At 63.1% G+C, this 18,314-nt stretch carries 14 protein-coding genes; 10 read left to right on the forward strand and 4 right to left on the reverse strand.

What is annotated here, in order from left to right; all coding sequences use genetic code 11:
* Nucleotides 1-37 precede the first annotated feature (37 nt).
* From J3A71_RS12995 to J3A71_RS13010, 4 genes are read left to right on the forward strand one after another with little or no spacing between them, the layout of a single operon-like run.
* The gene (locus J3A71_RS12995) at nucleotides 38-976 is read left to right on the forward strand and encodes a branched-chain amino acid ABC transporter permease (RefSeq protein WP_016487590.1); all 939 of its coding nucleotides are present in this window, start codon (nucleotides 38-40) and stop codon (nucleotides 974-976) included.
* Nucleotides 977-986: 10 nt separating this feature from the next.
* The gene (locus J3A71_RS13000; protein ID WP_023047821.1) at nucleotides 987-2,234 is read left to right on the forward strand and encodes a leucine/isoleucine/valine transporter permease subunit; all 1,248 of its coding nucleotides are present in this window, start codon (nucleotides 987-989) and stop codon (nucleotides 2,232-2,234) included.
* Complete coding sequence (locus J3A71_RS13005; RefSeq protein ID WP_016487588.1) at nucleotides 2,231-3,004, forward strand: ABC transporter ATP-binding protein; 774 nt, start codon at nucleotides 2,231-2,233, stop codon at nucleotides 3,002-3,004. The genes J3A71_RS13000 and J3A71_RS13005 overlap by 4 nt, the downstream gene beginning before the upstream one ends.
* Nucleotides 3,001-3,717 carry an ABC transporter ATP-binding protein gene (locus J3A71_RS13010; protein WP_016487587.1) on the forward strand — a complete coding sequence of 239 codons (717 nt, stop codon included), beginning with the start codon at nucleotides 3,001-3,003 and terminating at the stop codon, nucleotides 3,715-3,717. The genes J3A71_RS13005 and J3A71_RS13010 overlap by 4 nt, the downstream gene beginning before the upstream one ends.
* Nucleotides 3,718-3,951: 234 nt before the next feature.
* Here J3A71_RS13010 and mrdA read toward each other — a convergent pair whose 3' ends face one another.
* Nucleotides 3,952-5,847, reverse strand: coding sequence for a penicillin-binding protein 2 (gene mrdA, locus J3A71_RS13015; RefSeq protein ID WP_016487586.1), 1,896 nt, complete (start codon nucleotides 5,845-5,847; stop codon nucleotides 3,952-3,954).
* 572 nt (nucleotides 5,848-6,419) lie between these two features.
* Between mrdA and J3A71_RS13020 the strand changes: the two genes are divergently transcribed.
* The 3 genes from J3A71_RS13020 to J3A71_RS13030 all read left to right on the forward strand — a co-directional run bounded on the left by J3A71_RS13020 (nucleotide 6,420) and on the right by J3A71_RS13030 (nucleotide 10,170).
* A complete protein-coding gene (locus J3A71_RS13020) occupies nucleotides 6,420-7,760 on the forward strand; it encodes an MFS transporter (protein WP_096426210.1) in 1,341 nt (446 codons plus the stop codon).
* Between the two features lie 102 nt (nucleotides 7,761-7,862).
* The gene (locus J3A71_RS13025; protein WP_172901737.1) at nucleotides 7,863-9,116 is read left to right on the forward strand and encodes an OprD family porin; all 1,254 of its coding nucleotides are present in this window, start codon (nucleotides 7,863-7,865) and stop codon (nucleotides 9,114-9,116) included.
* A 340-nt stretch (nucleotides 9,117-9,456) separates the two neighbouring features.
* Nucleotides 9,457-10,170, forward strand: coding sequence for a GntR family transcriptional regulator (locus J3A71_RS13030; protein ID WP_016487583.1), 714 nt, complete (start codon nucleotides 9,457-9,459; stop codon nucleotides 10,168-10,170).
* Between the two features lie 7 nt (nucleotides 10,171-10,177).
* On the opposite strand, the gene J3A71_RS13035 is transcribed toward J3A71_RS13030, so the two are convergent.
* Both J3A71_RS13035 and J3A71_RS13040 read right to left on the reverse strand, forming a co-directional pair.
* On the reverse strand, nucleotides 10,178-11,128 hold the full coding sequence (locus J3A71_RS13035; RefSeq protein WP_096426209.1) for a PDR/VanB family oxidoreductase: 951 nt from the start codon (nucleotides 11,126-11,128) through the stop codon (nucleotides 10,178-10,180).
* A 10-nt stretch (nucleotides 11,129-11,138) separates the two neighbouring features.
* Complete coding sequence (locus J3A71_RS13040) at nucleotides 11,139-12,206, reverse strand: aromatic ring-hydroxylating dioxygenase subunit alpha (RefSeq protein ID WP_016487581.1); 1,068 nt, start codon at nucleotides 12,204-12,206, stop codon at nucleotides 11,139-11,141.
* A gap of 1,018 nt (nucleotides 12,207-13,224) precedes the next feature.
* Here J3A71_RS13040 and J3A71_RS13045 point away from each other — a divergent pair.
* The 3 genes from J3A71_RS13045 to J3A71_RS13055 are packed head-to-tail and all read left to right on the forward strand — an operon-like array spanning nucleotide 13,225 to nucleotide 17,388.
* Nucleotides 13,225-13,890, forward strand: a complete 666-nt coding sequence (locus J3A71_RS13045) for an ABC transporter ATP-binding protein (RefSeq protein ID WP_060517345.1) — start codon at nucleotides 13,225-13,227, stop codon at nucleotides 13,888-13,890.
* Nucleotides 13,890-16,343 (forward strand): ABC transporter permease, encoded by a 2,454-nt coding sequence (locus J3A71_RS13050; protein WP_096426208.1) that lies wholly within the window; start codon nucleotides 13,890-13,892, stop codon nucleotides 16,341-16,343. The genes J3A71_RS13045 and J3A71_RS13050 overlap by 1 nt, the downstream gene beginning before the upstream one ends.
* Nucleotides 16,333-17,388, forward strand: a complete 1,056-nt coding sequence (locus J3A71_RS13055) for a lipocalin-like domain-containing protein (RefSeq protein WP_016487577.1) — start codon at nucleotides 16,333-16,335, stop codon at nucleotides 17,386-17,388. The genes J3A71_RS13050 and J3A71_RS13055 overlap by 11 nt, the downstream gene beginning before the upstream one ends.
* Before the next feature lie 165 nt (nucleotides 17,389-17,553).
* Here J3A71_RS13055 and J3A71_RS13060 read toward each other — a convergent pair whose 3' ends face one another.
* Nucleotides 17,554-18,300, reverse strand: coding sequence for an enoyl-CoA hydratase-related protein (locus J3A71_RS13060; protein ID WP_060517348.1), 747 nt, complete (start codon nucleotides 18,298-18,300; stop codon nucleotides 17,554-17,556).
* Nucleotides 18,301-18,314 lie beyond the last annotated feature (14 nt).

Genomic DNA, 18,314 nt, shown 5'->3' on the forward strand with positions numbered 1-18,314 from the left:
GCGCGCCGACGACAACGCAGTTTCGAGGATTCAGCGCGTGGACGGTAATTTCGATATCTTGTTGCAACAGGTCCTTAACGGCCTGGTGCTGGGCAGCATCTATGCCCTGGTAGCCTTGGGCTACACCATGGTCTACGGCATCATCGGCCTGATCAACTTCGCCCACGGCGAGGTGGTGATGATCGGCGCCATGGTCACCATTTCGGTACTGACAATGCTCGCTGGCGCCGGCTTTGCCCCTGGCGTCATCACGTTGCTGCTGGCAATCATGGCTGCTGCGGTGGTGTGCATGCTGCTGGCCCAGGGCATGGAAAAGTACGCCTATCGGCCCTTGCGCAAAGCCCCGCGGCTGACCCCGCTGATCCTTGCCATCGGCATCTCCATCGCCTTGCAGAACCTGGCGATGATGATCTGGGGGCGCGGCTACAAGACCTTCCCTGAAGTGGTAGAGACGCGGCCCGTGGACGTGTTCGGCGCCACTGTCACCAACGTGCAGCTCTCGATCATGCTGGTTGCCGTGGTGATCATGCTTGGCTTGTGGCTATTGGTGGACAAGACTCGCCTGGGCAAAGCCATGCGCGCCACCGCGCAGAATCAGGAAGTGGCCGGGCTGATGGGCATCAACATCAATCGGGTGATCAGCGCCACCTTCCTGATTGGCGCCAGCCTGGGTGCCATCGCCGGGGTAATGCGCGCCATCAACTACGGCCAGGCCGATGCCTACATGGGCCTGCTGCTGGGCCTGAAAGCATTCTCCGCAGCGGTGCTTGGTGGTATCGGCAACCTGTTCGGGGCCATGGCCGGTGGCCTGTTGCTGGGGCTGATCGAATCGCTGGCGGCAGGCTACACCGGACAGTTGACGGGAGGCTTCCTGGGGGCCAACTACCAGGACATCTTCGCCTTTGCGGTGCTGATCCTGGTGTTGCTGTTCCGGCCCAATGGGCTGCTTGGCGAACGCCAGGCTGACCGGGCGTGAGGAGGCTGTCATGAAAAACCTCAAGACCCAGTACCTGTTGTTGATTCTCGGCTTCATCGCCTTGCCGTTCCTGGTCGAGGCCATTCCCATGCTGGGCGCTACCTGGGTGCGCATTCTTGGCTTTGCCATGCTCTACGTGCTGCTGGCGTTGGGACTGAACATTGTCATCGGTTATGCCGGCCTGCTCGACATGGGCTACATCGGCTTCTACGCCATTGGTGCCTACCTGTATGCACTGCTGGCTTCGCCCCACCTGCAAATGGCCGGCCTGCTTGAGGCTGTGCTGGACTGGCCGGTGTGGGTGATCATCCCGTTGGCTGCCGTGGCTGCGGCCATTTGCGGGGTGCTGATCGGTGCGCCGGTACTCAAGTTGCGCGGCGATTACCTGGCCATCGTCACCCTGGGCTTCGGCGAGATCATTCGCATCTTCATGAACAACCTGGACCAGCCGGTGAACCTCACCAACGGTCCCCAGGGCATCAGCAACATTGCCCCGCTGCACGTCGACTTCGGGGCATGGGCGCACGCGCCAGGTGCCGGGGCAACGCCGGTGCTGTCGCTGCAGCAAAGCTGGAGCCTGTTCGGCCTGCCCGTGTCGCCGGTGATCAGCTACTACCTGTTCTTCCTGTTCGTCGTCATCCTCTGCATCGTGCTGTCCAAGCGCCTGGAAGTGTCGCGTATCGGCCGCGCCTGGATGGCCCTGCGCGAAGACGAAGTGGCGGCCGAGGCCATGGGCCTGAACAAGCGCAACCTCAAGCTGCTGGCCTTTGCCATGGGGGCGACCTTTGGCGGGGTGTCCGGTGTGCTGTTCTCCAGCTACCAGGGTTTCGTCAGCCCCGAATCGTTCACCCTGATGGAGTCGATCATGGTCCTGGCCATGGTGGTGCTCGGCGGCATGGGCTCGATCCGGGGCGTGGTGCTGGGGGCGCTGATCCTGTCGGTGATGCCCGAACTGTTCCGCGACCTGGTCAACTGGGTCCAGCCGTGGGTGATGGACAACGTCACCTTCATCAGTCGCGATATCCTGCGCAACGTGCTGGATGCCTCAACCCTGCGCATGCTGGTATTCGGCCTGGCGCTGATCCTGGTGATGCGTTTTCGCCCCGAAGGACTCTGGCCGTCCAGTCGCCGCCGTGCCGAACTGCACGATGACGACCCTGAAGCCGAGCCGGCGCCTGCGGTGCTCAGCACTGCAATCAATGGACCGGCCAGCGAAGCCTCCTTCGAACTCCCGATCAAACAGGCGGACAAGGCATGAGCGATTTCCTTCTCGAGCTGCATCAGGTGAGCAAGTTCTTCGGTGGCCTGCAGGCCCTGCATGGCATTGACCTGAGCATCCGTCGCGGCGAGATCCGCGGCCTGCTGGGCCCCAATGGCGCCGGCAAGACCACGCTGTTCAACGTGCTCACTGGGCTGTATCGGGCCGAGCAGGGCAGGGTGATGTTCGACGGCAAGCCACTGCGCATCAGCAAACCGCACAAGGTGGTGGAGGCAGGCATCTCCCGCACCTTCCAGAACATCCGCCTGTTCCACAACATGACCGCCCTGGAAAACGTGATGATCGGCCGCCACGTACGCACCCGCAGTGGTGTGTTCGGCGCAATTCTGCGTACCCCGGCCTGTGTGCGTGAAGAGCGGGAAATCCGCCAGGCCGCGCGTTACTGGCTGAACTACGTCGGCATCGGCCACTTGGCCGGTGAACTGGCAAAGAGCCTGTCCTACGGCGACCAGCGCCGCCTGGAAATCGCTCGGGCGCTGGCCACCGAGCCAAAGCTGATTGCGCTCGACGAACCGGCGGCGGGGATGAACGCTTCGGAAACCGAAGGCTTGCGCCAGCTGATGTGCAAGATGAAGGCGGATGGCAAGACAGTGTTGTTGATCGAGCACGACGTGAAGCTGGTGATGGGCCTTTGCGACCACATCACCGTACTGGAATTCGGCCGCAAGATCGCCGACGGCCTGCCGGCCGACGTGCGCAAGGATCCACGCGTGATCGAGGCCTACCTGGGTGCAGAGGCAGTGGCATGAAAAACATCCTGCAAGTGAGTGACCTGAAGGTCAGCTACGGGGCTATCCAGGCCATCAAGGGCATCGACCTGACGGTGGGCGAGGGTGAGATGGTGGCGCTGATCGGCGCCAATGGCGCCGGCAAGACCACCACCCTGAAAACCTTGGCCGGCTTGCTGAAGCCCAGCGCCGGCAGCATCACCTTCGATGGCAAGGCGCACGCGGCGATCAAGGGCCATGACCTGATCCGCGAGGGGCTGGCGCTGGTGCCGGAAGGGCGGGGCATTTTCCCCAAGCTGACGGTGCACGAAAACCTCGAGATGGGGGCCTTCAGTCGGCGCGACGGCAAGGACGCCATCGGTGCTGACATCGAACGCATGTACGGTATCTTTCCGCGTTTGAAAGAACGTGCCTTTCAGCTGGCCGGCACCATGTCGGGTGGCGAGCAGCAGATGCTGGCCATTTCACGGGCACTGATGGGGCGGCCCAAGCTATTGTTGCTGGACGAGCCCTCCATGGGGTTGGCGCCGATCATCGTGCAGAAGATTTTCGAAACTATCGTCGAAGTGGTCAAGGGCGGGGTAACGCTACTGCTGGTGGAGCAGAACGCCCGCCTGGCGCTGCAGACCTGTCAGCGCGCCTACGTGATCGATGGCGGCCGTATCAGCCTGGAAGGCTGTGCCAAGACCTTGTTGCATGACGACCAGGTGAAGAAGGCCTACCTGGGCGAATGATCCAATCACAATGACAAGAGGATTTGCCCTGGGGTTGAGTGTTTGTCTTGCTGGCCTCTTCGCGGGCACGCCCGCTCCCACAGGAATCTCACAGGCCTCAGGATCTGTGCAGTACTTGTGGGCGCGGGCGTGCCCGCGAAGAGGCTAGTAGGCCCATGGCCGATTTCCTCCCAGGCAGGTTCCCCGAGCCCAGCACCGCACCGCAGCCATTGGGCGCGAAGCAGCCCCGAATTCTCAGATGTGTGGCACGTTACGGCCACTTGCACCGCCCGCATACTCAGGCTTCAGGTGCCCTTGCTCATCCAGCAGGTAAGCATCCATCACCTCGCGCACCACCGGCCCCGCCACCCGGCCCCCAGCCTCACCGTTCTCGATCATCACCGCCACCACCACACTCGGGTGGTCGGCCGGTGCAAAGCCGACAAACAGGGCGTTGTCGCGGTGGCGCTCCAGGGTCTTGTTGCGGTTGTAACGCTCACCCTGCTTGATCGCCACCACCTGCGCGGTACCACTCTTGCCGGCGATCCGGTATTGCGCGCCCGCCGCAGCGGCGCGGGCAATACCGCGCGGGTCGTGCATGACCATCTGCATGCCCTGGCTGACCTGATCCCAGGCATGCTTGTCGTGCAGCACGATGTTGGGCATCGGGTTGGGGTCCACCGGCGCATCGCCACCCACGGTCATGGCCAGGTGCGGGCGATGCCACACGCCCTTGCTCGCCAGCAGGCTGGTGGCCTGGGCCAGCTGCAGCGGGGTGACCTGCATGTAACCTTGACCAATGCCAAGAATCAGCGTTTCGCCCGGGAACCAGGCCTGGCGCCGGGTGGCACGCTTCCACTGGGCCGACGGCATCAGCCCGGAGGCCTCTTCGAACATGTCCAGCGACACCTTCTGGCCCAGGCCGAATTCGGCCATGTAGTCATGCAGGCGGTCGATGCCCAGCTTGTGCGCCAGGTCGTAGAAATAGGTGTCGTTGGACCGCATGATGGCGGTGTACATGTCCACCCAGCCGTCGCCGCTGCGGTTCCAGTTGCGGTACTTGTGGTCATAGTTGGGCAGCTCGTAATAGCCCGGGTCGAACACCCGGCTGCCTGGGGTGATCACGCCGCTGTCGAGGCCGGCGATGGCCACTTCCGGTTTCACCGTCGAGCCTGGGGCATACAGGCCGCGCAGCACACGGTTGAACAGCGGTCGGTCGATGGAATCGCGCAGTTCGGCGTACTGCTTGAAGCTGATGCCCTTGACGAACAGGTTGGGGTCGAAGCTGGGGTTGCTGACCATTGCCAGCACGTCGCCATTGGCCGGGTCCAGTACCACCACCGAGCCACGGCGGTCGCCCAAGGCCTTTTCTGCGGCCACCTGCAAGTGGGCGTCCAGGGTCAGGACGATGTCTTGTCCCGGGGTCGGGGCCTTGTGGTTGAGCACGCGCATCACCCGGCCCTGGGCGTTGGTCTCGACCTCCTCGTAGCCCACATGCCCGTGCAGCTGGCTTTCGTAGAAGTGTTCGATACCGGTCTTGCCGATTGACTGGGTGCCACGGTACTCGGTGCTGTCGAGAACCTTGGCCTCTTTCTCGTTGATGCGCCCCACATAACCCACCGAGTGGGCGAAATGTTCGGCCAAGGGGTATTCGCGGATGAACTGTGGCTCTACTTCCAGGCCCGGCAGGCGGAACTGGTTCACCGCCACCAGGGCGATCTGCTCTTCGCTCAGGCCCACCATCAGGGTTACCGGTTCGAACGGCTTGCGGCCACGGCGCAGGTCTTTGTCGAACTGCTTGCGGTCGTCTTCGGTCAGGCCTAGCACCTGGGTGAGGGTGTCGAGCACCTTGGCCGAGTCGCCGCCGGCCCGCTCGCGGGTCATGGTCAGGTCGAAGCTGGGTTTGTTGTCGGCCAGCACCACGCCGTTGCGGTCGTAGATCAGCCCGCGTTCGGGGGCGATGGGCAGCACGTGCACACGGTTGTTTTCCGACACGGCGGTCTGCTGGTCGTGCTGCAGCACCTGCAAGACATACAGCCGCCCCACCAGCACGGCGACCAGGCTGAAGACCAGGATGGCGCAGGCCAGGAGCCGGCGATTGACCAGGTGCTTTTCCTTTTCGTGGTCCTTGAGGGGGATGGGTTGTGGCATCAGTAGCTCTTGTCTGCAGGTATCGCGGTGGCTGTACGGGCGCGCGATCGGGCCGGGGATGCTACGCAACACCCACCGCGCCCTCAAGGCGAGTGGCGACTGACGGTGGGCGGTTAATGTCTGCCCACCCCGGAATCAGGGCGCTGGCGGGGAACATGAAGATTTGTTCATCGCTGCTGCCTCTTGAGCGCTCAGGCATGGATTTGGGCTTCTTTTATGGATCCACAAAATTGTAGCGTTCGATAAACGAACAAAATTTTTATCCAGCATTAAATCTGTAAATACCTGATTAATATAGATAAATACAATTTTGTTTGATGATTTTATCTTTTTCATGAACGGTTTAACTGGGGGGACTAAGCCTTGCTCATTGTTTGTGGATCCATTATCTGGTTGATTGAGCGCCTGACAGCGGCAGGAGCCCTCCTGCCGTATGCGATAACAATTACAAAAAGGGTCCAAGTCATGAATGGCTTCTCACGGCCACGGAACCGTCATGGTTCCTACCGCTTCGCCTGCGTCTGCACATCTGTCCTCTCACTTGTGGCCAACCCAGGCCGGCAGGTGACCCTATGAATGCCGATCTCAAGCAACGGCTGGACAACGACCCGATGGGCCGCTTTCAGTACCTGGCCATCGGTATTTGTATCGTCCTCAACATGGTCGATGGCTTCGACGTCCTGGTGATGGCCTTCACCGCTGCCTCGGTGTCCGCCGAATGGGGCCTTAACGGGGCGCAGGTGGGGCTGCTGCTCAGTGCCGGCCTGTTCGGCATGGCGGCCGGTTCGTTGTTCATCGCGCCTTGGGCCGACCGCTTTGGCCGCCGCCCGCTGATCCTGCTGTGCCTGGCGCTTTCCGGTATTGGCATGTTGCTCTCGGCAATGAGCCAGAGCCCGTTGCAACTGGCGCTGCTGCGTGGCCTGACCGGGCTGGGCATTGGCGGCATCCTGGCCAGCAGCAATGTGATTGCCAGTGAGTACGCCAGCAAACGCTGGCGCGGCCTGGCGGTGAGCCTGCAGTCAACCGGCTACGCCCTGGGCGCGACGCTGGGCGGTTTGCTGGCGGTATGGCTGCTGGGGCATTGGGGTTGGCGCTCGGTGTTTTTGTTTGGCGGCATTGTCACCGTGCTGGTAATCCCGCTGGTGCTGTTGTGGCTGCCGGAGTCGCTGGATTTTCTGCTGGCGCGTCGACCGGCCAATGCGCTGGCACGGGTCAACCGCCTGGCCATGCGCCTTGGCCAGCCGGCGCTGGCACACCTGCCAACACCCGTAGCAAGGGAGCCGGGCGCCGCCCGCGGCTTCCGGCAACTACTGGCGCCGTCCATGCGCCGCACCACGCTGGTGATCTGGTTACTGTTCTTCCTGGTCATGTTCGGGTTCTACTTCGTCATGAGCTGGACGCCGAAACTGCTGGTCGCCGCCGGCCTGTCGGCACAGCAGGGCATCACCGGCGGGGTGCTGTTGAGTGTCGGCGGCATCCTCGGCGCGGCGCTGATCGGTGGCCTGGCGTCGCGCTGGCCACTCACCCGCGTGCTGGTGCTGTTCATGCTGATCACGGCGGCGCTGCTGGTGCTGTTCGTGGTCAATGGCGCGTCGGTCAGTGCAGCCTTGGCCTTGGGGCTGCTGATCGGGCTGTTCTCCAACGGCTGCGTAGCCGGCCTGTATGCCCTGTCGCCGGTGGTCTATGACGCCTCGGTGCGCGCTACCGGCGTGGGTTGGGGTATTGGCATCGGCCGCATGGGCGCCATCTTGTCGCCGACCGTGGCCGGCGTGTTGCTCGATGGCGGCTGGCAGCCACTGCACCTGTACGGGGTGTTTGCCAGCGTATTCGTGCTTGCCGCGGGTTGCCTGCTGTTGCTGCGCCCAATGACCAAGCCGGCGCCTGCGCAGCCGGCAGATGCACTGAGCCACTGAGCGCAACCCGGCCTGGCCGGGTACCTGAATGCAGCGTGCTGCCCTGGGCCAAGTTGGCCTGGGGCGTTCGGCTGCGCCTATTGAAAGCGGAGAACAATAATAATGATGCACACAACCTGCACCCTGGCCCGTTCGGCCTCGGTGGTTTCGCTGGCGCTTGGCCTTGGTATGCCGGCTTGGGCCGAGGAGGGGGGCTTTTTTGAAGATGCCAAGGCCGGGCTGACACTGCGCAACTACTACTTCAACCGCGATTTCCGCGACCCAGGAGCGGCCAAGAGCAACGTCGAAGAATGGGCCCAGGGCTTCATCTTCAAGTTCAGCTCTGGCTACACCCCGGGGCTGATCGGTGTTGGCCTGGACGGCATCGCAATGTTCGGCATGAAGCTGGACAGTGGCCGCGGTACCAGCGGCTCCGAACTGCTGCCAGTGCACGATGACGTGCGTGCGGCCGACGAGTATGGCCGCGCCGGGCTGGCGGCCAAGCTGCGTATTTCATCGACCGAGCTGAAGGTGGGTGAGTTGCTGCCGGATATTCCGCTGCTGCGCTACGACGATGGCCGCCTGCTGCCGCAGACCTTCCGTGGCGCCATGCTCGACTCGCGGGAAATCGAAGGCCTGAGCCTGCAAGCCGGCCAGTACCGCGAGGTCAGCCTGCGCAACTCGTCCGATATGCAGGACCTTTCTGCCTGGGCCGCCCCCGGGGTTACCTCGGACGGCTTCAACTACGCCGGCACAGAATACCGTTTCAACCAGCAGCGTACGCTGATTGGCGCCTGGCATTCGCAGCTGGAGGATATCTACCAGCAAAGCTACTTCAACCTGCTGCATAGCCAGCGAGTGGGCGAGTGGACGCTGGGGGCCAACCTGGGTTACTTCATCGACCGGGATGACGGCCAGGCGCGCATTGGCGATATCAAGAGCCGCACTGGTTACGCTCTGCTGTCAGCTTCGCACAGTGGCCACACGCTGTACCTGGGGTTGCAGAAAGTCAGTGGCGACAGCCAGTGGATGTCGGTGTACGGCAGCAGCGGCCGCACCTTGGGTAACGACATGTTCAACGGCAACTTCAGTAACGCCGACGAGCGCTCGTGGCAAGTGCGCTACGACTACAACTTTGCCGCGCTGGGTGTGCCGGGACTGTTGGCCATGGTGCGTTACGGGCATGGCGAAAATGCCACCACGGCGGCGGGCAGCAATGGCAAGGAGTGGGAGCGTGATACCGAGGTGAACTACACGTTCCAGAGCGGAGCGCTGAAGAACCTCAACATCCGCCTGAACAACGCCACCAACCGGCGCAGCTTCAACAGCGATTTCGACCAGACGCGACTGATCGTCAGCTACCCGCTGACGCTGTAAGCGGCAATATGCCCAGTGAGCACGCTCCTTGTATCGCGCAGGGTTCAGGCTAATGCAGTACCTGTAGGGGCAACTGTCTTGCACCACACCTGAAAGCTGGCGCGAAAACCGCGGGGGCCATTGTGTTGCTCAATATCCGGAATCTAGCGCGGTATCTGTGGGAGCGGGCTTGTCCCGCGAACACCGGCAAAGCCGGTGCCAGGTACCGCGTTGCCTGCTTCGCGGGTGAACCCACACGCACACACCTGTCTCGAGCCTTGTGTGGTGCGCTCCGAACAGGCCTGCAGCATCCCCTCGGCTTGCGCTAAGATGCCCGCTCATGTCCCTGGAAGTAGCCTGGATGAGCAAACCCGGTCAAATGGTGCTGGTTGCGCTGCGCAAGATGATCGCCTCGGGCGAGCTGGCGGCCGGCGAGCGCTTGATGGAAGTCCCCACTGCCGAACTGTTCGGCGTCTCCCGCATGCCGGTGCGCATGGCGTTTCGTACCCTCGAGCAGGAAGGCCTGCTGGTGCGTTTTGGCGGCCGGGGTTTTCAGGTGCGCTCGGTCAGCGCCGATGACATCGCAGGTGCGGTGGAGGTCCGCGGCGTGCTGGAGGGGTTGGCCGCTCGCCAGGCTGCAGAGCGTGGCTTGTCGGCGCAAGCGCGCGCGGCGCTGCAACAGTGCCTGGTCGAGGGCGATCAGTTGTTCGACAAGGGCTTCGTCACCGAAGAGGACCTGCAGGCCTATCACGACCTGAACATGCGCTTTCACCAGGTGATCATCGAAGCCAGCCACAACCCGGCCATCGCCGATGCCCTGGCACGCAACGACCACCTGCCGTTCGCCTCCGTCACCGCACTGGCCGTGGACCGCCATGACCTGGCCCGCGAGTACCGGCGCTTCAACTTCGCCCATATGCAGCACCACGCGGTGTTCGACGCCCTGACCAACCGTCAGGGTGCCCGCGCCGAAGCGATCATGCGCGAGCACGCCAATGCCACTTTGCGCTACGCCGAGACCTTTGGCGGGGCAACGGCGGACGCGAGCATGAAAGTCATCCTGCCCTTGTCGTAAAACTGGTTCAGATATCCAGCACCAGCAGCGGCGACTTCGAGCGCGAGCAGCAGGGCGTGAACTGATCGTTCAGCGCCTGCTCCTCTTCGGTGAGGAACATGTCGCGATGGTCCGGCGTGCCTTGCAGCACCCGCGTCAGGCAGGTGCCGCAAATACCCTGCTCGCATGACATGGCGATCTCGATACCGTGCTCTTCCAGCACCTGCACCACGGTCTGGTCGGCTGGCACCTCGAACACTTGCCCCGTGCTGCTCACCTGCACCGAAAAACTACCGTCGTTGCTGGCATCCACGGGCGCTGCGGCAAAGTACTCGCGGTGCAGGTTGGCCTCCTGCCAGCCCAGCCCCTTGGCGCTGGCCAGCACATGCTGCATGAACCCGCCGGGCCCGCATACATACAGGTGCACATCGTCTTGCGGGTTGCCCAGCACCTGAGCGATATCCAGTGCGGTTTCCGGTTGCTCGTCAAAGTGCACGACCAGGCGATCAGCGAATGGCGCGTTGCGAATGCGCTCGACAAAGGCCGCACGCTCGCTGGAGCGGGCGCAGTAGTGCAGCTCGAACGGTTGGCCGCTGTGGGACAACTGCTCGGCCATGCACAGGATCGGGGTAATGCCGATGCCACCGGCAAACAAAAGGCTGCGCCGCGCACCCTCGGCCAGCGGGAACAGGTTGCGCGGCGCGCTGATGCGCAGCCGGGCGCCGGCCTGCACCTGCTCATGCAAGCTGCGTGAGCCGCCCCGCGAAGCCGGGTCGTTGAGGACGCCAATCAGATAACGGTGGCGTTCTTCGGGGTGGTTGCACAGCGAATACTGGCGCACGAGCCCATCAGGCAAATGCACGTCGATATGCGCGCCGGCGCTGAACGCCGGCAGCAGGCTGCCATCCGCCGCCGCCAACTCGAAACTGCAGATACCCTGCGCTTCATCGTTACGGGATACCACTACGGCATCGATCATGTCGGCTTCCTCAGGCAGGGGTGGCGCTGGTGGCGATCAGTTGCGGCTGCGGCGCACGTTCTTTGGCGATAATCCGCTCCAGCACCTTGCGCGACTGCACGCCGCCAGCATCGATGTTCAGCTTCAGCAGGTTGCGCTCGGGGTGGGCCAGCAGGTTCTGTTGCTGGCGCTCGAGCATCTCCAGGTCTTCGCTGAAAATCTTGCCCTGGCCCTCACGAATGTTGTCGGTCAGGGCCTGGTCGTGCGCGGCGAAGTTGCGCGCCATGCCCCAGAAGTACCAGATTGAGGTATCGGTTTCCGGGGTGATGAAATCGACCACGATGCTCGACGCCTTGTGCTGCGCTTCGGCGTGGTAGCCACCCTTGCCGGCATGGGCTACGCCCACTTCGATCAGCACATGGCTGGGCGGGGTGAAGCGGCAGATCTGCCAGCGATCCACCGGCACATCGTCGGCCAGGCCGTTGCCACGCAGGGCCATGCGCCAGAAGGGCGGGGCCATGATGTTTTCCATATGCCGGGCGGTGACCACCTCGTCTCCTGTGACGGTGGTGACTGGCGGGGCCTCGTCGATTTCCTTCTGGCCGATGCTGGAGGCATGCACATAGGTTTCGTGGGTGAGGTCCATCAGATTGTCGATCATCAGCCGGTAGTCGCAACCGATGTGGAACAGCCCGCCGCCGTAAGCCCACTCATCATTCACCGCCCATTCCAGATGCGGGATCAGCGCCGGGTCGGCCTGCGCCTGGTCGCCGGGCCAGACCCAGATAAAGCCGTAGCGCTCGACGGCCGCAAAGGTCTTGTTGCAAGGGAAGCCACGCACCCGCTGGCCCGGCATCGACACAGTCTTGCCGTCGCAGCCCATGACCAGGCCGTGGTAGCCGCACACCAGGTTGCCGTCCTCGACATAGCCCAGCGACAACGGTGCGCCGCGGTGGGGGCAGAAGTCCTCGACAGCGGCCACTTGGTTCTCCTTGGCGCGGTAGAACACGATCTTTTCACCGCAGATCTGTCGACCCAGGGGCTTGGTGGCTATCTCGTCGGGGGTGCAGGCGACGTACCAGGTGTTTTTGGGGTACATGGAAGGCTCTCCAGGGTTTTGTTTTTATTTAATGGATCCATTAGAGCTCTGGTATGAGAAGCAGGTCAACACCCTATGCGTATATTTCGCTGGTCATGTGCGGTTATCGAACGATCAGTGGATCCATTAATGCCAGTCCCTTAGGGCGCTCTCGGTAGCAGATGGGGCGGTTTCAGCGGCAGGTCTTGAAGGCAGGTGGGCGTGTGCCTTGGCCATGAGCCAAGGGCTGACGCACCCTCTGTAGGAGCAGGCTTGCCCGCTAACACGGGCGACCCCCGTGTCATTTGGTTGCGAGTTCTGTAGATGACACAAGTGATCTAAGCATTATTCGATATCTTGTAAGCTAAAGGATCTGCTTAAGACCAGATGATTCCTACGTGATAACTCTCGTCGCGCTTAGTTGCAATGCACGCCCTTGGCAGGGCCATCAAGCGGCTTATGAATAGAGTGCTCGCAAACATAATAGGTGTGAAAAAAGTGAAGCTCATTCAATACAACATGGGGTGTTGAAGTGGATGTGCTGATGGGTTTGGTGGCAGCCTTATGTTGGAAGGTTACGGTAGCGATCACTTCCCGCTCTATCGGCACGCAGCACGTCGGCGACAGGGAAAAACAGGCTGTGGCGACGTGTCTCACGAGAGGGCGGACGCTGCTCAAGGTCATCACCCTGCAAGGGGTACAACAACTCAAGCAGTTGGAAATAGTTGTACGGTTGGGCGCCCGTCAAAACAATGACGACAGTTTTTGCTCCAGGCCATTGATTTAATTTCAAGAAGTTAATTTTTATAAAGCCAGGAATAATCTTTAGGAAGTCTCCTTTTTGCTTGTTGGTGATTGTTCATTTTGACTGTTGGTTGCACCGATAAGCGTGGCGTCGCTAGCTATTTTGAGCTGTTGATTTATGCGCCAATTACCAAGACAACTGGTTATTCGCCCTGAAAAATTCAGACACGTGTTCGGCTGAAACTCCCCGAACCTGCTATTCCTGAAAGGACCCCCAAATCACCAAGGCCCGTCGATGCTCGCCATCGAACAGCTCCACAAATCATTCCTCACCCCCCAAGGCCCGCTCCCCGTTCTGCAGGGTGTGGACCTGCGCCTGGCACGCGGCAGCAGCCTGGCGCTGATGGGCGAGTCGGGCAGCGGCAAGAGCACGTTGCTGCACCTGATTGCCGGCCTAGACCGTGCCGACAGCGGCCGTATCCTGATCGATGACGTCCCGCTCGACGGCCGTTCGGAGGCGTCGCTGGCGCAGTGGAGACGGCAGGGGATTGGGCTGGTGTTCCAGCAATACAACCTGATCAGCAGCCTGGACGTGGCGGCGAACCTGGCCTTTCAGGCCAGGCTGGCGGGCAGGCATGACCCACAATGGGTGGCTTACCTGGCAGAGCAGTTGGGCTTGGCAGGTTTGCTGGCGCGCTACCCAGAGCAGTTGTCCGGTGGCCAGCAGCAACGGGTCGCCATCGGCCGCGCGCTGGCTGGGCGCCCGGCCTGGCTTTTGGCTGACGAACCCACCGGCAGCCTTGACGAAGCCAGCAGCGATGAGGTGCTGAGCCTGTTGCTGGAACTGGTCGCCGAGGCCGGCAGCGGTGTGTTGATGGTGACCCACAGCCCCCGGCTGGCGGCACGCTTGCAGCGGCGTTGCCAGCTGCAGGCCGGCCGCGTTCAGCCAGAGTTGGGGTGATGAGGCTTTTGTCGCTGGCCCTGTTGGCGTTGTTCAGCCATTGGCGGCGCCATCGTGTGCAGTTTTTCAGCATCTTCACCGGGCTGTGGCTGGCCACGGCGCTGTGGACGGGCGTGCAGGCGCTGAACAGCCAGGCACGCAGCGATTACGCCCGGGCCAGTGCCGTGCTGGCCGGGCCGCTGCAGGCGCAGCTAGTGCCGCGCAACGGTGAGCGCTTCGACCAAGGGCTTTACGTGCAATTGCGCAAGCAGGGTTGGCCAGTAATGCCCGTGCTGGAAGGGCGCTTGCGTTTGCCTGGGGAGCCCGCGCGCAGCGTGCGCCTGCTGGGCATCGACCCTTTGAGCCTGCCGCCAGCCAGCAGCATTGCCGGTGTCCAGCCGCAAGCATTCGATGTGCAGGCGTTCATCGGCACGCCCGGGCAAGCGTGGGCCGGGCCAGACACCTTGCGGCAACTGGGCGCAGAGCGTGGGGCAGCGGTGCGCGACAGCGAAGGGCAACTGTTGCCACCCATGGTCCTGCAGCCTGCATTGGCGCCCGGCGTGATCGTGGTCGATATCGGCCATGCCCAGCGGTTGCTGCACGCGCCTGGGCAGTTGTCGCGATTGCTGGTGGCCGGCAAGCCAGGGCCGCTGCCTGCTGATATTGCGGTTTACCTCGAACTGCAACCGCAACAGGACGACGGCGGGTTGCAGCGGCTGACTGAGAGCTTTCACCTCAACCTGACTGCTCTCGGCCTGCTGGCGTTCGTCGTAGGCCTGTTTATCGCCCATGCCGCAATCGGTCTGGCGCTAGAACAGCGGCGTGGATTGATCCGCAATCTGCGCGCCTGTGGCGTCAGCTTGAACACCCTGCTGTGCGCCTTGATGCTGGAGCTGGGACTGTTCGCCGTCCTGGGCGGGCTGGCCGGCGTGGCCAGCGGGTATGTGCTGGCGGCGTGGTTATTGCCCGATGTGGCAGCCAGTTTGCGCGGCCTGTACGGCGCCCAGGTTGCCGGTTCCCTGAGCCTGCCCGCGTGGTGGTGGCTGGTGGGGGTGCTTGTGAGCGTGCTGGGGGCATTGCTGGCAGGGCTGGGCAGCGTGTTGCGTGCTGCCCGGTTGCCATTACTGGCGTTGGCGCAGCCTCAGGCCTGGCGGCTGGCGCAGGGGCCATGGTTGAGGCGCCAGGCTTGCATAGCGTGCGTTCTGTTGCTGCTGGCCTTGGGCTGCGGCCTGCTGGGTAACCGCCTGGCCAGCGCGTTTGCCATGCTGGCTGGGTTGTTGCTGGCGGCGGCGCTGTTGTTGCCGGCCTTGCTCGACCGGGCTCTGGCCTTGCTGACGCCGTATTGCCGGCGACCTTTGGCGCAATGGTTCGTCGCCGATAGCCGCCAGCAACTGCCGGCACTGAGTTTGGCGCTGATGGCACTGTTGCTCGCGTTGGCTGCCAGTGTCGGCGTGGGCAGCATGACCGAAGGCTTTCGCAAGACTTTTGTCGGCTGGCTGGACCTGCGCCTGTCTGCCGACCTGTACGTCAGCCCTCGGGATACCGCCCAAGGTCTGGAAATTGCGCAATGGCTAGGGCAGCAATCGGCAGCCAGTGTGGTGCTGCCCGGCTGGCGTGTAGAAACGCAGTTGCAGGGCTGGCCAGTGCAGCTTCAGGGCATCGTCGATCACCCGGTCTACCTCAAGCGTTGGCCGTTGCTGCAGCAGCAGCCTCACGCCTGGGAAACGTTGGCCGGCGGGCATGCGGTGATGCTCAGCGAACAGCTGGCCAGGCGCCTGAAGCTGCAACTGGGCGATCGCCTGGCGCTGCCTTCAGAGGCCATGACGGTGGTGGGGATCTATGCCGATTACGGTAACCCCAAGGGGCACGTACTGGTCGATGCCAGCTGGTTGCGCAGGCAATGGCCGCAGGCAACGCTGACCGGGTTGAGCGTTGATCTGCCCGCTGAACAATTGCCCGTCATCAAGGCAGCGTTGCAGCAGCACTTCGCCTTGGACGACAGCCGCGTGGTGGAGCAGGCAAGCCTGAAACGCTGGTCCACCGAAGTGTTCAACCGCACCTTCGCCGCCACCGCCGCGCTCAACAGCCTCACGCTTGGCGTGGCCGGCGTGGCGCTGTTCATCAACTTGCTGACGTTGGGCCAGACGCGGCTGAGCCAGCTGGCCCCCCTGTGGGCACTGGGTGTGCAGCGCAGGCAACTGGTGTGGCTGAGCTTGGGGCAGACCCTGATGCTGAGCAGTTTCACGGTACTGCTGGCAATCCCGTTGGGGGTGTTGCTGGCCTGGGGCCTGGTGGCGGTGGTCAACGTGCAGGCGTTCGGCTGGCGCCTGCCGCTTTACGTTTTCCCCATGCAGTTGCTGCAACTGGCCGCGCTGGGTTTGTTCACCAGCCTGTTGGCCAGCGCCTGGCCGCTGTGGCAACTGGCGCGCCGCCAGCCCCGTGAATTGTTGAGGCCGTTTGCCGATGAAGCGTAACACCTTGCTGTTGCTATGCGGCCTGCTATGCGCTTGTGACCCGCCGGCGCCACAAAGCTATGCCGGGCTGGGGCAGCAGGCGGACGGTTTCAGCCAGGTGGCCCGCGCGCATCGCCTGGAATTCCCGCGTGACCATGGCGCACACGATGGCTTTCGCATCGAATGGTGGTACGTCACCGCCAACCTCAAGGACGCCCAGGGGCGTGACTGGGGCGCCCAGTGGACCCTGTTCCGCTCGGCCCTGCGCCCCGGCCCTGAAACCACCGACTGGAACAGCCCCAACCTGTGGATGGGGCACGCGGCCCTGACCGGGCCGGGTGGTCACCAGTCTGGCGAAACCCTGGCGCGTGGCGGTATCGGCCAGGCTGGTGTGCAGGCCCAGCCGTTCCGGGCGTGGATCAATGATTGGTCATTGCAGGGCAGGGGGGGTATCGAAAGCCTGCACATGGTTGCCGGTGGCGAAGGCTTTCGCTACGACTTGCGTTTGCGCAGTGATCGGCCCCTGGTGCTGCATGGCGATCAGGGTTACAGCGAGAAATCCGGCAAGGGGCAGGCCTCGTACTATTACAGCCAGCCGTTTTACCGGGTGCGCGGGGAAGTGGAACGTGAAGGCATGTGCATCGCGGTCACCGGCCAGGCCTGGCTCGACCGGGAGTGGAGCAGCCAGCCGCTGGCGGCCGGGCAAACGGGGTGGGACTGGTTTTCCCTGCACCTGGACAATGGTGCCAGGCTGATGGTGTTCCAGGTGCGTCAGGCTGAGGGCGATGCCTACCGCGCCGGCACGTGGGTTGGCCCGCACGGTGAAGTGGTCGCGCTGCTGGGCGCGCAGGTTCAGTTGCAGGCCTTGGCCTGGGCCGAGCAGAAGAATGGCAAGCAGGTACCGACGCACTGGCGGGTGCAGGTGCCGGCGCAGGGGGTGGATGTGCAGGTCGAGGCGGTGGAACCACGGGCCTGGATGGATACGCGGTTCCCTTACTGGGAAGGACCGGTGCGGTTGAGCGGGAGTGCGGGTGGGCGCGGGTATCTGGAGATGACAGGCTACTAGTGCAACACATTCCCGCGATCATGCACCCACCCTGTGGGAGCGGCCTTGTGTCGCGAAAGGGCCGCACAGCGGCCCCGGCAATTCTGCGGCGAGGCGCAAATCCCGGGGGCGCTGCGCACCCCTTTCGCGACGCAAGGCCGCTCCCACAAGGGACGCGTCATCGTTTCAGTCTTTGATCAGCCGCCGTAACACGGCGCGTGCTTCGTCGGTGCGCAAGCACTCGATGAACAACTGGCTTTCACGCGCCACCGTGGCCTCCAGCTCCGCCCGCTGGCTGTCCTTGATCAGCCGCTTGCTGATGCGCAATGCCGCCTGCGGGTAACTTTGCAGCTGCCGCGCCAGCTTGCGCGCTGCGGCCAGGCACTGTTCGCCATCTTCATGCAGCTCATTGGCCAGCCCCCAGGCCACTGCCTGTTCGCCATCCAGCAACGCGTTACCCAGCAGCAGGCCGGCGGCGCGGGCCTGGCCAAGCAAGCGGGGCAGTAGCAGGCTGGAGCCAAACTCTGGGCACACCCCCAACGGTGCGAAAGGCATGCGCAACTTGGTCGAGCGGCTGACCAGCACCTGGTCGCAATGCAACAGCAAGGTGGCGCCGATGCCGATTGCTGCGCCACTGACTGCCGCGATCAGCGGCTTGTCCAGGCCCATGACCACCCGCATCAGGCGGAACACCGGGCTGTCCAGGTCAGTGGGCGGGTTGTCGAGAAAGTCGCGCAGGTCGTTGCCAGCCGTGAAACAGTGCGGCCCTCCGGTGAGGATGATGACATCCACAGCAGGGTCTTCACCCGCCGCCAGCAACAAGTCGCCCAGTTGCTGGTACATGGCGGTGTTCAGGGCATTTAGCTTGTCGGGGCGGTTAAAGGCCAGGGTCAGCAGGCCTTGGTCCAGCTCGCGTGTGATCAGGTCGTTCATGGCAGCCGTTTTTG

It is taken from the genome of Pseudomonas sp. PvP089 (assembly GCF_017875165.1).
Classification (GTDB): Bacteria; Pseudomonadota; Gammaproteobacteria; order Pseudomonadales; family Pseudomonadaceae; genus Aquipseudomonas; species Aquipseudomonas fortuita.